14 protein-coding genes are annotated in these 18,424 nt (G+C 69.5%); 3 read left to right on the top strand and 11 right to left on the bottom strand.

What is annotated here, in order from left to right; all coding sequences use genetic code 11:
* Positions 1 to 1,695: transcription termination factor Rho (rho, locus tag LW840_RS10790; RefSeq protein WP_291276967.1), on the top strand; the 1,695-nt coding region annotated here is incomplete at its 5' end.
* A gap of 93 nt (positions 1,696 to 1,788) precedes the next feature.
* Here the strand turns inward: rho and LW840_RS10795 are convergent.
* The 3 genes from LW840_RS10795 to LW840_RS10805 are packed head-to-tail and all read right to left on the bottom strand — an operon-like array spanning position 1,789 to position 5,215.
* On the bottom strand, positions 1,789 to 3,180 hold the full coding sequence (locus LW840_RS10795; RefSeq protein ID WP_291266353.1) for a dipeptidase: 1,392 nt from the start codon (positions 3,178 to 3,180) through the stop codon (positions 1,789 to 1,791).
* Between the two features lie 35 nt (positions 3,181 to 3,215).
* Complete coding sequence (crcB, locus tag LW840_RS10800) at positions 3,216 to 3,605, bottom strand: fluoride efflux transporter CrcB (RefSeq protein ID WP_291262984.1); 390 nt, start codon at positions 3,603 to 3,605, stop codon at positions 3,216 to 3,218.
* The gene (locus tag LW840_RS10805; RefSeq protein ID WP_291276968.1) at positions 3,602 to 5,215 is read right to left on the bottom strand and encodes a glycosyltransferase family 39 protein; all 1,614 of its coding nucleotides are present in this window, start codon (positions 5,213 to 5,215) and stop codon (positions 3,602 to 3,604) included. Before LW840_RS10805 ends, crcB begins: the two co-directional genes overlap by 4 nt.
* Positions 5,216 to 5,463: 248 nt before the next feature.
* Between LW840_RS10805 and LW840_RS10810 the strand changes: the two genes are divergently transcribed.
* Together LW840_RS10810 and LW840_RS10815 are read left to right on the top strand one after the other, a co-directional pair.
* Positions 5,464 to 7,161 (top strand): Ig-like domain-containing protein, encoded by a 1,698-nt coding sequence (locus LW840_RS10810; RefSeq protein WP_291276969.1) that lies wholly within the window; start codon positions 5,464 to 5,466, stop codon positions 7,159 to 7,161.
* A 107-nt stretch (positions 7,162 to 7,268) separates the two neighbouring features.
* Positions 7,269 to 9,122: an acyl-CoA dehydrogenase family protein gene (locus tag LW840_RS10815; RefSeq protein WP_291266356.1), complete on the top strand. Its 1,854-nt coding sequence runs from the start codon at positions 7,269 to 7,271 to the stop codon at positions 9,120 to 9,122.
* A 13-nt stretch (positions 9,123 to 9,135) separates the two neighbouring features.
* On the opposite strand, the gene LW840_RS10820 is transcribed toward LW840_RS10815, so the two are convergent.
* From LW840_RS10820 to LW840_RS10855, 8 genes are all read right to left on the bottom strand, one after another.
* A complete protein-coding gene (locus LW840_RS10820; protein ID WP_291262988.1) occupies positions 9,136 to 9,831 on the bottom strand; it encodes a response regulator transcription factor in 696 nt (231 codons plus the stop codon).
* A 56-nt stretch (positions 9,832 to 9,887) separates the two neighbouring features.
* Positions 9,888 to 10,949, bottom strand: a complete 1,062-nt coding sequence (locus tag LW840_RS10825) for a cytochrome d ubiquinol oxidase subunit II (RefSeq protein ID WP_291273805.1) — start codon at positions 10,947 to 10,949, stop codon at positions 9,888 to 9,890.
* Positions 10,949 to 12,340: a cytochrome ubiquinol oxidase subunit I gene (locus tag LW840_RS10830; RefSeq protein ID WP_291262989.1), complete on the bottom strand. Its 1,392-nt coding sequence runs from the start codon at positions 12,338 to 12,340 to the stop codon at positions 10,949 to 10,951. Before LW840_RS10830 ends, LW840_RS10825 begins: the two co-directional genes overlap by 1 nt.
* A 79-nt stretch (positions 12,341 to 12,419) precedes the next feature.
* Positions 12,420 to 13,742, bottom strand: a complete 1,323-nt coding sequence (gene fahA / locus LW840_RS10835) for a fumarylacetoacetase (protein WP_291268833.1) — start codon at positions 13,740 to 13,742, stop codon at positions 12,420 to 12,422.
* 140 nt (positions 13,743 to 13,882) lie between these two features.
* A complete protein-coding gene (locus LW840_RS10840) occupies positions 13,883 to 14,824 on the bottom strand; it encodes a hypothetical protein (RefSeq protein WP_291260172.1) in 942 nt (313 codons plus the stop codon).
* 29 nt (positions 14,825 to 14,853) lie between these two features.
* On the bottom strand, positions 14,854 to 15,813 hold the full coding sequence (nadC, locus tag LW840_RS10845) for a carboxylating nicotinate-nucleotide diphosphorylase (RefSeq protein ID WP_291266359.1): 960 nt from the start codon (positions 15,811 to 15,813) through the stop codon (positions 14,854 to 14,856).
* Positions 15,810 to 16,856: a quinolinate synthase NadA gene (gene nadA, locus LW840_RS10850; RefSeq protein ID WP_343213623.1), complete on the bottom strand. Its 1,047-nt coding sequence runs from the start codon at positions 16,854 to 16,856 to the stop codon at positions 15,810 to 15,812. The genes nadC and nadA overlap by 4 nt, the downstream gene beginning before the upstream one ends.
* Positions 16,850 to 18,373 (bottom strand): L-aspartate oxidase, encoded by a 1,524-nt coding sequence (locus LW840_RS10855; protein ID WP_291276970.1) that lies wholly within the window; start codon positions 18,371 to 18,373, stop codon positions 16,850 to 16,852. Before LW840_RS10855 ends, nadA begins: the two co-directional genes overlap by 7 nt.
* Positions 18,374 to 18,424 lie beyond the last annotated feature (51 nt).

An 18,424-nucleotide genomic window follows, 5' to 3' on the forward strand; every position in this document is an offset into this window, starting at 1 on the left:
AGTGAATCGACCATGGGCCCGCGTGCGGAAAGTCGCCCGGAGCCCCGCACGGAGCGCGCCGCGGAGCACCGCACGGAACCGCCCGCCGAACCGCGGGTGGAGCGCTATCAGCCTCCGGTCTATGACCCCGCCGAACGCGTCACCACCGACCGCCACGAAACGGAAAACCGGTACGACCGCGCGTTCAATCGGACGGATGGGCCGGAGCGCACGGAGCGGCCCGACCGCCCCGAGCGGCCGGATCGCCCGGAGCGCCCCTTCGACAATCGCCGCGAACGTGGTGGCCGCCGTCGTGGGCGGCACCGTAACCGCGACCGTGGTGAGCGGGTGGGTTCCGACCGGCCCGGCGCACCGCCGGGGGAGCGGCCGGAGCGCGTGGAGCGACCCGCCCCCGAACAGGGGGGCGAGCGGCCCGATCGGTTCGAGGGGGGCGAGGGGAGCTTCCGTCGCAACGGGCGCCGCGGACGCAACCGCTTCCGCCGCGGGGGCGGCGGCGGTGGTGGTGGCGGAGGAGGCGGTGGTGGTGGAGCCCCGGTGGAAGGTGGCATCGATCGGGTACCGCCGACCCCGGTAGCGGTCGAAGGCACGATGGGCGGATGGTTCGACGCCTCACGCGACGGGGGGTTCCTGCGGCGCGGGGTAAACAGCTACCTGCCGGACCCCACCGATCCCTTCGTGCCCCCTGCCCTGGTGCGATTGCACCAGTTGCGTCGCGGGGACAAGCTCGAGGTCACCTATGGTCGCGACCCGCGCGGACGGTACGTGGTCGTGGAAGTGCAGCAACTGAACGATGGGTCGCCGGTGGTGCTGGAAAAGCGCCCCGATTTCAACACGCTCATCGCCAGCTACCCGGATAGGAAGTTGACGTTGGAGACCGGGCGCCCGGCGAAGACCGGCCCCGAGCTGACGCGTCGCGCCATCGACCTCATCGCGCCGATCGGCTACGGCCAGCGGGCACTCATCGTCGCCCCGGCGCGCGCCGGCAAGACCACCTTGCTGCAGGCCATTGTCGAAGGGGTGGCCATCAACCATCCCCAGGCAGCGCTGCTCGTGCTGCTCGTGGACGAACGTCCCGAGGAAGTGAGCGAGATGATCACCTGGGGCTACGGCGAAGTGGTCGCCTCCAGCTTCGACATGCCGCCCAAGCGGCATGTGGAAGTGGCGGAGATGACGCTCGAACGCGCCCGCCGCCTTGTGGAGCAGGGGAAGGATGTGGTGATCGTGCTCGATTCGATCACCCGCCTGGCTCGCGCGCACAACACGGTCGACCGCGGCACGGGGCGCACCATGTCCGGCGGCCTCGACGCCACCGCCATGCAGAAACCGAAGGCGTTCTTCGGCTCGGCGCGCATGATTGCCCCGCAGCATGGGGGCGGATCACTCACGATCATCGCCACGGCGCTGGTGGAAACCGGTTCGCGCATGGACGACGTGATCTTCGAGGAGTTCAAGGGCACCGGCAACTGCGAGATCAAGCTCGATCGCTCGCTGGCAGATCGGCGCATCTTCCCGGCCTTCGACATCGCCACCAGCGGCACCCGGCGCGAGGAGAAGCTGTACCGCCCGGATCAGCTCGACAAGGTGCACCTGCTGCGCCGCGGTCTGCACCAGTTGCCACCGCAGGCGGGTATGGAATGGCTCATCAAGCGCATTGCCGCCACCAGCAACAACGACTCACTGCTCGACGGACTGTAGTTGACCGCTGGGGCGCCGTCGTCCGAGCTGTCCGCACACGCCCCCCGAAACCGCGCGGTTTCGGGGGGCGTGTGCGGAGGCGGTGGTGAAGCCTCAGCGAGGGCGTTTGCCGTACGCGTCGTACAGCACTGCCGCCGCGCGCATGCCCAGACGGAAGTTCTCCTCGCTCATCCACTCGTCGGGAGCATGCGCGTTTTCTCCCGGCAGGCCGAAGCCCATGAGCAGGACGGGCGCACCCAGGATGCGTTCGAAGTCGCCCACGACGGGAATACTCCCCCCTTCCCCCGTGACGACCGGCTCACGGCCGAACGCCGCCTGCAGCGCGGCGCGACCGGCATCGATAATGGGCCCCTGCAGGTCGGCGCGCCACGGGCGCCCCCCGTGCAGATATGCCACCGTCACCGTGACCCCCGCCGGTGCCACCTGCACCAGATGCTGCTCCACCAGCGCGGCGATGCGATGCGGATCCTGGTCCGGCACAAGGCGGAAGCTCACCTTGGCCATGCTTTCGGCGGGGAGCACCGTCTTGGCGCCTTCGCCGGTGTAGCCGCTCAGCAGGCCGTTCACTTCGCAGGTGGGACGGGTCCAGAGTCGCTCGAGCGTGGTGTAGCCCGGCTCCCCCCCCAGCGCCGTCACCCCCACCTCGTGCATCAGCTGCTCGTCGCGGAACGGGAGGGCGCGCATCTGCGCGCGCACGTGGTCGGGGAACGGGCGCACGTCGTCGTAGAAGCCCGGAATGGCAATCCGGCCCTGCGCATCGTGCATGGTGCTGAGCATGCGGGCGAGGGCCATGGCCGGGTTCACCACGGCGCCGCCGTACATGCCGCTGTGCAGGTCGCCGCTGGCTCCGCGCACGGTGATCTCGAGATACGCCATGCCGCGCAGGCTGGAGAGAATGCTGGGGATGCCGGGCGCGAACATCGTGCTGTCGGAAATCACGACGGCGTCGCAGGCCAGACGCGTGCGCTCCCGCTCGAGAAACGCCTCCAGGTTCTCGCTCCCCACTTCCTCTTCGCCTTCGGCCAGCACGATCACGTTCACGGGCAGCGTGCCGCGTGTCGCGAGGTGCGCCTCGAGCGCCTTGATGTGGAGATAGAGCTGCCCCTTGTCATCCACGGCGCCGCGCGCATAGATGCGACCGTCACGCAGCGTGGGCTCGAACGGCGGCGAGGTCCACAGCGCGAGCGGCTCCGCAGGCTGCACGTCGTAGTGGCCGTAAATGAGCAGCGTGGGCGCGCCAGCCGGTGCGCCGCGCCATTCACCGAGCACGATGGGATGTCCCGGTGTGGGTTCGATGCTGGTGGTGAAGCCGATCCGCGCCAGGGCGTCGGCGAGGAACTGCGCCGCGGCCGCACAGTCACCGGCGTGCTCGGTGCGCGCCGACACCGAGGGAATGCGCAGCAGCGCGAACAGTTCCTCACGCGCGCGCGCGTCGTTGGCATCGCACCACGCACGCAGGTCGGCGGGAATGGACGTGACGGTCATGGCATCAGGCTCGGGGTAAGTCGGGGGAGTTGGCGTCATGCACGGGGGCGTCCCAGCACGAGACCGAGGGCGGCCGCGCCCAGCCCGAGCGCGAGACTGAGCGCCACGTAGGCAATGGCGCGGGCGCCCTTTCCCTGCTGTACCAGCTGCAGCGTCTCGGCACTGAAGGTGGAGAACGTGGTGAATCCGCCACAGAACCCGGTGGTAAGCGCCAGACGAACCACGTCCTGCGTGGCGTCACCCGTGAAGAACCGGGCAAACCATCCAATGAGAAACGAGCCCACGACGTTCACGACCAGCGTACCGGCGGGGAAGGCGCCCGTCGCCGGCACGAGGGCGAGCGTCGCGAGGTAGCGCGCCACCGATCCAACCGCGCCGCCAGCGGCGACCGCGAGGAGCGACGCGGCGGAGACGGCGCCGTTCACGGGATCTCCGGGTGTGTGGGACTCGTCCGGGGTACCTGCTGCGCGATGCGATACAGCCAGAGGCGGCGCGTCGTCACGGTCCCGCCGTTTCGCCGAAGCGGAACCAGGGCTCCCGGCCGCATGGCCTTGAACCAGGTACCGACCACGCGGGCCAGGGAATCCCCCTTGGCATCAGCGTCGAAGGCCACGATGAGTCCGTCGCCCGGGCGCACGCGCTGCCAGGCGTTTGGCCACACGTCGTAGTGATTGGTGCGCCCACCGAGATTGAGCGAGAACACCGTGGGCTGATCGGGGAGATGGAAGGCCAGTTCCGAAGCGTCCTGATAGCGATCGGCGGCGACCCAGCGGTCCACCGTACCGTCCAGGAACGGGTCCCGCCGCGCTGCGGCCACTGAATCCGCGAGTGCGCGCCAGCCGTGGGCGCGGGCAATGGGGTCTCGCCTGGGCGCAAGGGGCAAGATGGGGGTGGCCGCCTGCACCGTCACGACAGCCAGGAGCGCCGCGGCGAGCCACGCGCCGCGGCGCCACCACACGCCCTGCACCACGGGCAGGGGGCTCGTGGCCAGCAGCGTCATGGCGGCGGGATAGATCATGGCCGGCCAGTTGGCTTCGACCGGTCGCCGCCAGGCACTGATGGCGAAGAAGCCGAGCGGTACGACCGCCACCACCGCCAGCGCGAAACGCCGCGCCGAGAGGTCGGTGGGCTGGGCGGTGCGGCGGGTACGCCAGCCGTCTCGCAGCGCCACCCACACGACAATGGTGAGGAGCCCGAACAGGATGGGGGAGGCGAGCCCGGCCTGGGCACCGAGCATCTCGAGTTCGCGCGATACGGGGTTGCCGCGACTCACGGCGTTGAATCCGTGCCCCAACTGGAAGCGGAAGGAGATCCAGTTGTTGAACAGGTTCCACGCCACCACCGGGGCGAACAGGGCAAGGGCGACGGCTCCGGCCACCCATGGCCCGGCCTCGGCATAGCGCCGGCGCAGCGCCGGGTGCACCAGACAGGCGATCACGAGCCCCATGGGGAGCAGTACGGCCGTGTACTTGGCCACGAAGGCGCCACCAAGGGCCACCCCGGCCAGCAGCCACCAGAGGAAGCTGGCCCAACTGCGCACCGGGGTGGCCAGCGCCCGTTCGACGGCCAGCAGCGCAATCATGGCGGTCGCGAAGAGCGCGGCATCGGGGGTGGCCAGCACGAGGCCCAGCGTGGCGATGGGCAGCAGGGTCACCAGCATGGCTGCGCGACGGGCGGCCAGTCGTCCGGCATTACCACGTCCGGCCAGTTGCCACGCGCACGCGATGGCCGCCAGGTGGGTGCCAAGGGCCGCCAGCGCCGGTCCAGCCCGCACACCGGCCGTGCTGTTGCCAAACAGCAGGGTTCCGGTACGAATGAGCAGGGCGATGCCGGGCGGGTGGTCGAAGTAGCCGGCCTCGAGGCGCCGGGACCACTCCCAGTAGTAGGTCTCGTCGGGGAGCAGCGGCACGAGCGCCGAGAGGACCCCGCGCAGGAGCGCTGCGGCCAGGACCCAGCCCCCCACCTGCACCCAAGGGGTAGCCCGCTCCCGTGCGGGGGCGACGTGCGTTCCGGTGGAATGAGAGGGGGTCGGCATCAGGGGCGAAAGTTGACCGATCATGCCGGTGATGGCTACGGCGCGCCGTTGACACCGCTTGCTGCGGAATGCCCGTCCGGTCAGGTTGCAGGGGAGCGTACGCCCCCGGTGAGCCGGAATTGTGACGGTTACGGCGTTCCGAGACCGGGCGTCTTGTGTAGTAGTTCCCGGTGTGTGCCGTATCGGCACCGTCGTATTCCACTCCTTTTGTTCCAGGACGGACCTGCATGCGGGTCGCAGAGCACATTGTGTCGTTCTCCCGTGGTGCCCGCCGACTGAGCGCCGCCGCCCTGGTGGCCGCGCTGGGCACCACCGCCGCCTGTCTCGATCTGCGGCCGCCCAGCGCCTGCACGATCAGCGTGGCGCCGGCGACCCTCACGCTGCCGGTGAACGGCTCGGCGACAATCGTGGGTACCGCGTTCAACTGCGATGGCAATACGATCGCCGACAAGCGGATCAACTATTCGTCGAGCAACACGGCCGTGGCCACGGTGACCGCCGAGGGCAATGTCATTGCCGTGTCGGTGGGAACGGCCACGGTGTCAGCCGTGGCCGATGGCAAGAGCGCCGCCGTGGCGGTCACGGTGACCCCCGAAGCGGCGGCCAACGTGACCATCAACCCGGCCGCGATCACCCTGCGGCGCACGAATACGCGCCAGCTGGCGGCCACGGCACGCAACGCCGCGAACCTGATCATTCAGGGGCGCACCTTCCGATGGACGTCGAGCAATACGGCGATCGCCTCGGTGGACCAGGCGGGCCTCGTCACCGCCGTCGGCACCGGCACGGCGGTCATCACCGCGGAGACCGATCAGACGGTGGGCCAGGCGCAGGTCATCGTCACGGAGATTCCGATTGGATCGTGCGCGTTGTCGCCGACGAGTTTCCGGGTCACGACCGGCCAGGGCGTGCAGCCGACACTGACGCTGCGCGACACCGCCAACAACATCATGCCCACTCTCGGCCGCGCCGTGGCGTGGTCGAGCAGCAATGAAAACGTGGCCGCCGTGTCGGCGACCGGATTCGCGACCACCCGTCGCGCGGGAACCGCGACCATCACCGCGTCATCCGTCGAGTTCCCGGCGGTCACCTGCAGCGCCACTGTGGAGGCGGTTGATCCGCGCATTGCCCAGGTGGTGATTGCGCCGCGCATCGGCTCACTGCGGCTGGGCGTCCCGCGCGCCTTCCAGGCCACACTCTTCGACTCGGCCAACACGGCCATCACCGGCCGGGCGCCGGTGTGGAGCACCAACACGCCCACGGTCATCCAGGTCACGCAGGCCGGGATCGTCACCGGCCTCTCGCTCGGCACGGCGCGCATCATCGCCCGCGCCGACGACGTGGCCGACACGGTGACGCTGCAGGTGACGCGCATTCCGGTGGCTACCGTGCAGGTCACGCCCTTGCAGGCCAGCGTGATCGAAGGGCAGACCGTGCAGTTCCGGGCCACGGTCACCGACTCGGCGGGCACGGAGGTGACCGATCGGCCCGTGGAATGGCTCAGCTCCGACCCCACGCGTGCCAGCGTGAACCAGAGCGGGTTTGTCACCACTGTGTCCGCTGGCGTCGTCAACATCTTTGCCACCTCGGAGAATCGGTCGGCCCAGGCGTCGCTGCTCATTCAGCAGATTGCCGTGGACACGATCGTGGCCCCGCTCTCCTTCTCGCTCCCGCGGGGGGCGACGCTGCCCTTTGCCATCGAGGTGCGCGATGCCCAGGGGAACGTGCTGCGCAACCGCACCGTCGAGATCCGCAGCGACAATCCGGCGGTGGCCAATGCGCAGTCGGTCACGACCACGGCGCAGGTGTCGGTGGCAGGACTGCAGGTCGGTACGGCCACGCTGACACTGCAGGCGCTGAACGCGAACGGGCAGGCGCAGGGCAAGGCCACGCGGGTGAACGTCACGGTGACGCTGCCCGTGGCCGCGCCGGTACGGCGCGAGTAGGGAGTCGCGGCCGCGGCCCCACCCGGGCCCGGTACCATGCAGTAGCTTTCGCACCGGGGTCGCCACGGCAGGTGGCGGCCCCGGTGTGCTTTCCTCCGGGCTTTCCCATGACCACCACTGCTGCCACACCGTCGTTCCTGCGCGATCTGTTCGCCGGTGACATCAACGAATCCCTGCTCTTCCCGTATCCGGTCACGTTGGATGTCCGCGATCCGGAGGAGGCGCGCACGGTGCATCGGCTGGTGGACGCGGTGAATGGGATGGTGGCGTCGGGGCTCATCGACCCGCGGCGCTTCGATGAGCAGGAGGGGATCGACGAAGAGGTGATCCGGGCCTTTGCTGCCGAGGGGCTGCTGGCACTCACGATTCCCACGGCCTACGGTGGGCTGGGGCTGTCGGCGAGCGCCTATGCGCGGGTGTTCGGCGCCGTGGCGTCCATCGATGCGTCGCTCGGGGTACTCATTGGCGTGCACTGCGGCCTGGGGAGCAAGGCGCTGGTCATTGCGGGCAACGAATCCCAGAAGGCGCGATATCTCCCGGCGCTCGCGCGCGGCGAGACGCTGGCCGCGTATGCGCTCACCGAACCGGAAACCGGATCGGATGCGCAGCACATCGTGACACGCGCCGAACGGCACCCCGACGGCACCGGCTGGGTCCTGAACGGGCGCAAGCACTGGATCGGCAACGGCCAGCGGGCAGGCGTGGTGGCCACCTTTGCCCAGACCCCGCTCGAGCGGAACGGCGAAACGGTGCGGCGGCCCACCGCCTTCATCGTGCGTCCCGACATGCCCGGCTTTCGCGTCGATGGCACCATCCGCAAGCTTGGCATTCGCGGGTCCACGCAGGCAGAGCTCGTGTTCGAGGATCTCTTCGTGCCCGACGACCACGTCCTCGGAGAGGTGGGCAAGGGCTTCCGGGTGGCGGTGAACGCCCTCAATGCCGGTCGTCTGTCGCTGGCATCGGGGTGCACGGCGGCATGCAAGAAGCTGCTGGGAGAATTCACCCGCTACGCCGAGGCGCGCACGCAGTTCGGCGGTCCGCTGGCGAGCTTCGAGATCACGCAGCGCAAGATGGCCACCATGGCCAGCGAGACGTACGCCGCCGATGCGATGGTGGGCGCACTCGCCGCAGCGCTGGACAGCACGACCGTGGACGCGTCGCTGGAGGCCGCCTGCGTGAAGGTGTTTGCGAGTGAGCTGGTGTGGCGCAGCTCCGACGAGCTGGTGCAGCTGGCCGGCGGCCGAGGCTTCGTGAAGCCCTGGCCATACGAGCGGTACCTGCGTGATGCCCGCATCAATCGCATCTTCGAAGGCGCCAACGAGATCCTGCGCCTGTTCGTGGGACTCAACGGCATCCAGGGGCCGGCCGAGGAGCTCAAGGAGCTTGCCGGTGCGCTCAAGAACCCCATCCAGAACTGGGTGCTGGTGTCGGGCTATGCGGCCGACAAGGTGGCAAGCGCGTTCGGCCGACGTGATCGCTTCCAGGCCACGCTGCACGCCTCACTGCGCACGCATGCCACCTATGTGGAACGGCACGTCGCCGAGCTCGCCAAGGCCACGCAACAGGCCATCACGACGCACCGCAAGGAGATACTGCAGCGGCAGCTGGTGGTGGAGCGCCTGGCCGACATGGCCATCGAACTGTACGCGCGCTGCGCCACCATCTCGCGCACGCAGCAGCTGATCGAGGAGCGCGGGGTGGATGCGTGCGCACGCGAGATCGCCCTGACGGAGCTGTTCTGCCTGCAGAGCGGCCGTCGCTTCAGCGCCCATCGCGATGAACTCGACGGCAAGACCGGTGAGGGGATCGACGACCTGCGCCGCCGCATCGCCGCGCGCGTGCGCGACGAGCGCGGCTACGCGTCCAATGATGCGCTGATGGATGTCGCCGTACCGCCGCTCCCGGCGTGGAGTCTCACCCGCGACGCCCAGCAGCGCGCGGTCGAGCACCTTCCGGACTGACCACGCGCGACGATCAGGCGTCGTTCTTGAGCAACCCCAGCTTGAGCGCGAACTTCACGTAGTCGGTGCGATGCGTGAGGCCCAGCTTTTCGCCGATGCGCTGCTTGTACGTATCGACCGTCTTGGGCGAGATGGTGAGGTGCTCGCCGATTTCCGGCGCCGTGTACCCCTCGGCGACCATGCGCAGCACCACCTGCTCGCGATCGGTGAGCTTCTCGAAGCGCGTCCGCTCCTCGGCGTTGCCGTCGCGCTTGGCCAGCCCGCGCGCGAGCGCCCGCGCTGCGGTGGGCTGCACGTAGACATCGCCCGCGGCAACGGTGCGCACGGCATCCACGAGTTCGCGATCGGCGACCGACTTGAGCAGATACCCCCCGGCGCCGGCTTCGAGCAACGCCACGAGGTGCTCGTCTTCGGTGTGCATGGTGAGCACGAGCACACGTCGGGTGACTGGCTCGTCGGGGCTCGGCGTCCGCGCGGCGTTGGCTTTCTGCAGTTCGCGCGTGGCGGTCAGGCCGTCCATGTCGGGCATGGACAGATCCATGACGATGACGTGCGGATTGAGCCGTTCGGCCAGGACCAGCGCATCCTTGCCGGTCCCGCCTTCGCCCACGACGATGATGTCCTTGGCCGTGGAGAGCACGGCCTTGAGTCCCGAGCGGACGATCTGGTGGTCGTCGACGAGGACCACGCGAATGAGGTCTGGGCGCATGGGCGGCAAGTTACGGCCGCCCCCGGAGTTCCGGGAAGACCCGTCGTGCCGGGGGGTCAGGGCTGATCAGCGCCAAAGACCGTTTCGCCGCTTTTGAAAACGCGGAACAGATACACGAAGCTCGGCAGCAGGATGGCGGTGCCAACGCCCAAGGCCCCGAGGGTGAGCTGCAGCGTGATGCGAGGCGCGGCGAGCGCGGTGATGGTGCGATCGGGAGGGAGCAACCAGGGGAATTGCGTCCATGCCCAGCCCCAGAGGATGAAGCTTGCCTGGGCGGCCGCGGCGAGGCGCGCCAGCTGGAATCGACGGGCCGCGAGCGCCCAGAGCGTGGTGGCGGCGGCCAGCGCCGTGGTGCCGAGCATGGCCAGCGCGGTGCTTCCGCGCGTGAGCCCGGCGAACAGCCGGGGGTCCTCCGCCCGTGCCACCAGCAGCGTCGCGACCGCCGTGATGAGCAGCGCCACCTGTGATTGTCGCGCACGGCGACAGAAGAGGTCCCGCAGCGGGCCTTCCGGTGCCTCCACGGTGAGATACGCGGCGGCCAGAAAGGCGAACAAGAGCAGGGTCAGCAATCCGACGGCCCAGGGGAACGGCGACAGGAACCAGGGGTTCACGAAGCGGTCTACGAAGGTCAGTGTGGCGGCTTCCGATGCCGGACGCATGGGGACCAGCCCTCCCGCCACGGCGCCGAGACAGACGCCGAGGACAACGGGCGTAAGCAGGCTGGCGATGGAGAAGATGCGCCCCCAGCGGCGCTGGACCGTGTCGCGCTTGCTGTCGTACGTGCGGAAGGTGAAGGCCGACCCGCGCAGCACGACCCCCACCAGCATGATGGTGATGGGGACGTGGAGTGCAGTTGCCAGATGCGCGAAGGCTTTGGGAAAGCAGGTGAAGAGCAGCACCACCACGAGGATGAGCCACACATGATTGGCCTCCCAGATGGGGCCGATGGCCTCGGCGATCAGGGCCCGCTGCTCGTCGCGTCGGTTGCCGCGAGCGAAGAAGTCCCAGACCCCGCCGCCGAAATCCGCTCCGCCCAGCAGCACATAGGCGTTGAGGGAGAGCACCATGACCCCGGCCACGATGTGCGGCAGCGTCCAGGTGAGTTCGGCGGGGTGCATCACGGACGCGGGGTGGGATGCGTGCCCGAAAGCCGCGAGGGCAACGGGAGCTCGCTCGTGACGCCCAACGGGACGGGGGTGACGCCCGTCTTGAGGATCTGTCGCCAGAGCAGGAACACTACCGCGACCGCCAGCCCGATGTACAGCACGGTGAAGAGGGCAAAGGTCACCCCGAGTCCCGGCATGGGCGTGACGGCATCGGCGGTGCGCAGGATGCCCTGCACGATCCACGGCTGCCGCCCCACCTCGGTGACCGTCCACCCGGCTTCCAGCGCAATGAACCCCAAGGGCGCGGCCAGCATGATGGCCAGGAGGAAACGCCGATCGTCGGGCAGCGCCACCCCGCGGCCGCGGCGCCGCTGCCACCAGCGCCAGGCACCCCACAGCGCGAGCATCGCCATGAGGGTACCGCAGCCCACCATGATCTGAAAGGCGAGGTGCACGATGGCGAGCGGCGGCCGCTCCTCGGCCGGCACGCTGTCGACCCCGGGCACAACCGCGGCCGGATCGCCGTGCAGCAGCCACGAGAGCGCACCGGGGATCTCGATGGCCCCGCGGTGCTCGAGGGTTTGGGGATTGGGCCAGCCCCCGATCACGAACGCCGCCGGCCCGGTACGCAGGTGCCCCTCCATGGCGGCGAGCTTCACTGGCTGGCGCTCGGCGACGCCGCGGGCGCTCCAGTCTCCGCTGAGCGGCTGGACGAGCGCCGTCGGCAAGCCGATCAGGAGCGCGATCTGCAGCGCAGCACGATGAAAGGCCCGATGCAACGTGCCACGCCAGAGCGCGAAGGCGTGAATGCCGGCGACCGCAAAGCCCGTGGCAGCAAAGGCGGCGAGCGTCATGTGCACGATCTGGGCAGGCGCCGCCGCGTTGAACATGGCGGCGATGGGATCGACGCTGGTGACCTCACCGTTCACCATCTCGAAGCCCGCCGGCGCGTTCATCCAGGCGTTGGCGCACACCACGAAGGCCCCACTGAGCGCGCCGCTCACGGCCACCACGACGCCGGCGGCGAGGTGCGCCCGCGGGGGAATCCGCTTCCACGCGTACAGGTAGATGCCGAGGAAGATGGCTTCGGTGAAGAACGCGAACCCCTCGAGGGAGAACGGCATGCCGATCACGGCACCGGCGTGCTCCATGAAGGTGGGCCAGAGCAGCCCCAACTCGAAACTGAGTACGGTGCCGGAGACCGCGCCCACGGCGAAGAGGATGGCGGTCCCCTTGGCCCAGCGCTTGGCCAATTCGAGCATCACGGTGTCGCGCGTGCGAAGCCACCGCCATTCGGCCACGACCATGAGTGCCGGCATGCCGATGCCCACCACGGCAAAGACGATGTGGAAGGCGAGCGACATCGCCATTTGCGAACGCGCGAACATCAGATCGGACGGCATGCCTCACTAATGCCCGGTGCCGGGGACGCGTTCCGCCCTGCGGGCCGGGCAACGCATCCCGCAGGGCGGCGGTTGGGCCTCACGCGCTGGCGGCTCGCACCTCGCCGGTACACTGCCCGAAGCCGATGCGAGGCACCCCCTCACGTTCGGCATACGCGGTGAGCGTCAGTTCGTCGCCATCTTCGAGGAAGGCGCGCGTCTCCCCATTGGGAAGGGTCAAGGGCTCGGCTCCGCGCCAGGTCAACTCGAGCAGGCACCCGCGGCTGTCGCGCGTGGGACCGGAAATCGTGCCACTGCCCAGCAGATCCCCCGGTCGCATGTTGCAGCCGCCGCTGGCGTGGTGGGCCAGCATCTGCGCGAAGCTCCAGTACAGATCGAGCGAGGACCCGCGGGAGAGGCGGTGCGACGGGGCGCCGTCGGCGCGCATGCGCGCCGTGCGCAGCCACGCCTCCACCGTGATCGCAAAGCCCCCATGCAGGCGATCCTGCTCGCTGGCGAGATACGGCAACGGCGCGGGATCATTGGCAGCACGCGCGGCCAGCGGGGCGCGAAAGGGCTCGAGGGCCTCGAGCGTCACCACCCACGCGCCGAGTGTGCTGGCGAAGTTCTTGGCCAGGAAGGGGCCCAACGGCTGGTACTCCCAGGCCTGCAGGTCACGCGCCGACCAGTCGTTGAGCAGGCACAGTCCCCAGAGATGGTCTTCGGCCTGATGGACGTCGATGGAGCGCCCGAGCGGGTTGCCGGTGCCCACGACGGCACCGAGCTCCAGTTCGTAATCGAGTGAGCGGGAGGGGCCCACGGTGGGCTCGGCGTCGGCCGGCCCTTTGCGTTGTCCGCGCGGGCGCACCACGGGGGTACCGGACGACACCAGGCTCGAGGCCCGGCCGTGATAGCCGATGGGGATCCACTTGTAGTTGGGCAGCAGCGGCTGATCGGGGCGGAACATGCTCCCCACGTTGGTCGCATGATGCACCGAGGCGTAGAAGTCGGTGTAGTCACCGACCTGCACCGGCAGCAGGAGCTCGGCCTCCCGCTGCGGCACGAGCGCATGCCGCGCGGTGAGCTGACGATGCCCCGCGGTGTTCACGTCCAGCAGGTCGAGCAGCGCCCGGCGCAGAGCGCGGCGGGCTGCCGTGCCCATGGCCAGGAGGGCGTTGAGCGCCGGCGACGCGCAGGCGCGCATCGCTTCCCGGGCCAGCGGCTCGGCCTCATCGCAGCATCCGGCGGCCAGACACGCCGACACGTCGAGGATCTCGTCGCCAATGGCGACGCCCACGCGCGGGAGTTCCGTGGTGCCGGCACGGCGAAAGACGCCGAAGGGGAGATTCTGCAGCGGAAAGTCGGCGTGACCGTTGGCCGACGCCACCCAACTGGCGGCACTATCGTGGTGCTCTGCGTTCATGCTGATCCTGGAGGCGGGGTGTCGCGGCGCGACGAACGGCGTGGCGCAGGGCGTCGCGTGACGAGGGCCACCGCCGTGCCCGTGCATGCGCCCGGCAGCACGCCGGAGGGGGGAGAGTGTGTGCGGTGGTGAACGTCACGTCACACCCACCCGAGGGTGCGACTCTCGTCCACCGGCTCGGTGAAGGAACAGGAGCCGATGCTGGCGATCATGCGCTCGCGCACCTGTTGCAGGGTGGCGCGCGTCATGGTCAGCGTGTCGTCGGGGCCATGCCAGGTGAGATGCGTGTCGTTGACCTGCAGCGCGGCCGGGTCGCTCTCTTCGAGCACTTGCTGCGCCACGACATCGCGAGCCCCGTCCGCCATGACGGCGGCGGCCAGGAGGACGTTGAGAAAGCCGAACATGCGGCAGGTGGGCGCATCGGGTTCGTACGTCAGCCGATACGCGCCGCGCACCGGATGATGCAATCCGGCCGTGGCCTTGGCGACCACGTTGCAGGTGAGGAGCGCCCGGAGAAACGTCACGATGCCGGCCGACGTGGGAAACGCCTCCGGTGTCACGCCACCCGCTCGCATCTTGGCACGGCGACCGGTGCGCGCGATGGTTTCCACATACTGTCCGCACTGCTCGTCGAGCGGGACTTCCATCCACGTGGTGAGCGTGGTCGGCAGCTGGTGATGCAGCGCGACGATCTCTTCCACGCTGGACACCCGCACCTCGTAGCTGTCGGCCGTCGCCCCGCACTCGTCGAAGCAGACGCGATGCCGTTCGTTGAAGGCCCGAATGGCCTCGAGATCCGCCTCCACGTGACCGCTGCCGGTGACCGTGAGGCGCCACGGTATGGCGCCCGCGTCGCGCGGCAGCAGGGGATCGGCGGCCGCGGAGAACTCGGGCAACCGCGCGGCGGGGCAGACGAAGCGCCCCAGCATCCAGCCGGTGCCGCCGGCGCGATAATGCGCGAAGTTGCGCACGGCCTTCGTCATCCCGAGCCCTGCGGGAGGAAAGAGGCCGGCGTAGTCCACGATGCCCTCGAGCAGCAGGCGGGCAGGGCGTTCGGTGAGCGGCAGGAGGCGAACAGGCATAGGAGAAGGGACAACAGGGATGCGCGTGGTCAGAGCCCGTCGAAATCGAGGCCGAGGTCGAGTGCCGGTGCCGAATGCGTGAGCGCGCCCACGGAGATGCGCTGCACCCCCGTTTCGGCGATGGCGCGTACGGTATCCAGCGTCACCCCGCCGGAGGCTTCGGTGATGACGCGTCCCTCGCAGATGCCGACCGCCTGGCGCAACGCGTCGAGCGTCATGTTGTCGAGCAGCACCCCGTCGGCACCGGCGGCAACGGCTGCCTCGACCTGCACCAGGGTGTCGCATTCGACCTGCACGGGCGTGCCCGGCATCGCGAGCTGCCGCGCGCGCAGCACCGCCAGGGCGATATCGCCCCCGATGGCGGCCAGATGGTTGTCCTTGATCAGCACGCCGCTGCGCAGATCGAAACGGTGGTTGGTACCACCGCCCGCGCGGACGGCGTACTTCTCGAGCGTGCGCCATCCCGGCGTCGTCTTGCGGGTGTCGAGGATCCGTGCTCCCGTGCCCTGCACCGCGTCGACGAAGCGACGCGTCACCGTGGCAATCCCCGACAGGCGCTGCAGGTAGTTGAGGGCCGTGCGCTCGGCCGAGAGCATGCCGCGCGCGTGGCCGGTGAGCGCCAGCACCGTGCCGCCCGCACCGATGCGCGTGCCATCTTCGGCCTCGACGCGGATGGTGACGCCGGCGTCGAGCTGCCGGAACGCCTCGATGGCGAGCGGCACACCGGCCACGACGCCGCCCCGGCGAGCCACGATGGCACTGCGCACGTGCCGGGTGCTCACCACCGTGGCGAGCGTGGACACGTCGTTGAACGCTTCGTCTTCCAGCAGCGCCTGGCGTACCCGCGCCGCCGTGTCGGTGGCGTCGAGCGGAAACGCCAACGGCGACGCAGGGACCCCGGGCGTGTCGAGCGGGGTGATCGTGCGCGGGGCAATCGGCGCCTGCGACGCCGGCGGTGTGGGACGCAGTGGTGGGTGAAAGGCGCTCATTCGCCCGGATCCTCCGGTCCGAAGGGGCTGACGGCCGCCGTGCCACCGATACGGACCATGCGCTCGATGGCGGTCCGGGCACGCGCCGCGACGTCGTCGGGCACCGTGATGCGATGCTGCAGGTCGCGCAGCGCGTCGCGTACCTTCGGCAGCGTGGTGACCTTCATGTACGAGCACTGCGCACGATCATTGGCGGCGATGAAGTGCTTGCGCGGGTTTTCGCGCCGCAACCGGTGCAGGATGCCGATTTCCGTGGCCACGATGAACGTATCCTGCGCGGTTTGCGCGGGGCGCCGGATCATCCCTTCCGTGGAGAGGATGTGCACGTTGTGCGGGTCCACGGCGCCGGCGCTGATCGCCTCCACGACGGGGGTGGCACAGCCGCATTCGGGATGAATGAGGAACTCCGCTCCCGGGTGCTGCGCGCGCGTGCGGGCAATGTGCTCCGGGTCGATCCCCGCGTGCACATGACACTCGCCCATCCACACGTGGATGTTGTCGCGCCCCGTTTCGCGACGCACGTGCGCGCCCAGGAACATGTCGGGAAGAAAGAGAATCTCGCGATCGGCGGGGATGGCATTGATCACCTCGACCGCGTTGCCGGACGTGCAGCAGTAGTCGCTCTCGGCCTTCACTTCGGCGGTGGTGTTCACATACGCGACGACGACGGCGCCGGGGTGTTCGGCCTTCCAGACGCGCAGCTGTTCGGCGTCGATCGTGGCGGCCAGCGAGCACCCGGCCGCCAGATCGGGGAGCAGGACGGTCTTCCGGGGCGACAGGATCGCCGCCGTCTCGGCCATGAAGTGCACGCCGCAGAAGACGATCACGTCGGCATCGGTACGCGCGGCTTCACGCGAGAGCCCCAGGGAGTCGCCCACATAGTCGGCCACGTCCTGGACTTCCGGGCGCTCGTAGTTGTGCGCGAGGATCACCGCGTTCCTCGCCTTGGCGAGATCGCGGATTTCGGCGGCGAGAGCGGGATCGTAGTGCGCTTCGAGGATGGTCATGCTGCGGCCGGCCGCCTGTTGGGTTGTCGTTACCAGGTGATGTGTCGCCCCTGCCACTTCCGGCGGGTGCGTGGAAAATCGCTCCGGAAGTGCCCTCCCCGCGACTCCTTGCGCAGCAGCGCGGCTTCCGTGACGAGAAGCGCCGTGGTGTGAAGATTGCGCTCCTCGGTGGCCCCGGGAGGCAGACGGTCGCCGACCCGCTGCAGTGCGGCGAGACAGCGCCGCAACCCGGCCGCCGTGCGGGAGATGCTGGCGTGGTCCCACATGAGCTGCCGGATCTCGTCGGCGGCCACCTGAGCCGCTCCGCGGTCGGCGAGCGGCGGCACATCCCACGGGTCCGGCGCAGGGACCGGGAGATCTTCGGGAGTCTGGTTGAGGTCGCGGGCCACCCGTTCAGCGAACACCAGCCCTTCGAGGAGCGAGTTGGAGGCCAACCGGTTGGCCCCGTGCACGCCGGTGCGCGCCACCTCGCCCACCGCGTAGAGACGAGGCAGGCTGGAGCGGCCGGCCAGATCGGTGACGACCCCCCCCATCATGTAGTGGGCCGCCGGGGTCACCGGAATGGGTTCGCTGCTGGGGTCGATACCGCGAGCCCGGCACAGGGCAAAAATGCCCGGGAAACGGGCGGCGAAGCCCGCACCGAGCTTCGTGGCGTCGAGAAAGACGCGACCGTGGGCCTGCTGCTCCCGGAAGATTTCCCGGGCCACGACGTCACGCGGTGCCAACTCGGCCAGCCGGTGCCGCGCGGGCATGAACCGCTGGCCGCGGGCGTTGAGCAGAATGGCCCCTTCGCCGCGGACCGCCTCCGACACCAGCGCGAGCGGGTTCTCGGGGGTATCGAGCGCCGTGGGGTGGAACTGCACGAACTCCATATCGGCCAGGCGCGCACCGGCCCGGTGCGCCATGGCGAACCCATCCCCTGTCGCCACCTGCGGGTTGGTGGTGTAGCGGAAGATCTGCCCGCAGCCGCCCGTGGCGAGGACCGTGGCATCGGCCACGATCTCGACCGCGCGGCCGGACAGCGAGGCACGAACGCCGGCCACCTGCACGCCGTCGCCCTCGTCCACGAGCAGCAGATCGAGCACCCGGGCGGTCTCCCGCACGTCGATGGCGGCAGACTCCCGCACCTTGGCCACGAGCGCCCGGGCCACCTCGGCGCCGGTCTGGTCGCCGCGGGCGTGCACGATGCGGTGACGGGAGTGGGCGGCTTCCCGGCCCAGCTTGAAGTCGCCGTCGGGATCGAGGTCGAAGCGGGCACCGGCCGCCTGCAGCTCACGCACGCGCGCGGGCCCCTCCGCCACGAGCACCTGGACGGCCTCCCGGTCGCACAGTGCGGCCCCGGCGGCCAACGTATCCTCCCGGTGCAAGTCGGGACTGTCGCCGGCGCCGAGCGCAGCGGCGATGCCTCCTTGTGCGTAGGCAGTCGCCGAGTCGAAGAGGGTGCGCTTGGTGAGCACCGTCACCGATCCGTGGGCGGAGGCCCGCCAGGCCGTGTGCAATCCCGCCACTCCGCTGCCAATCACCAGGAACCGGGTGCGGATCCGTTCGGTCATAGTAGTTTCAATCAAAGGACATCTGGTCCCCAACTGAACCCCTGGCCGGGA

Origin of the sequence: Gemmatimonas sp. (genome assembly GCF_021298855.1) — a bacterium.
In the GTDB taxonomy this organism is placed as follows: Bacteria; Gemmatimonadota; Gemmatimonadetes; order Gemmatimonadales; family Gemmatimonadaceae; genus Gemmatimonas.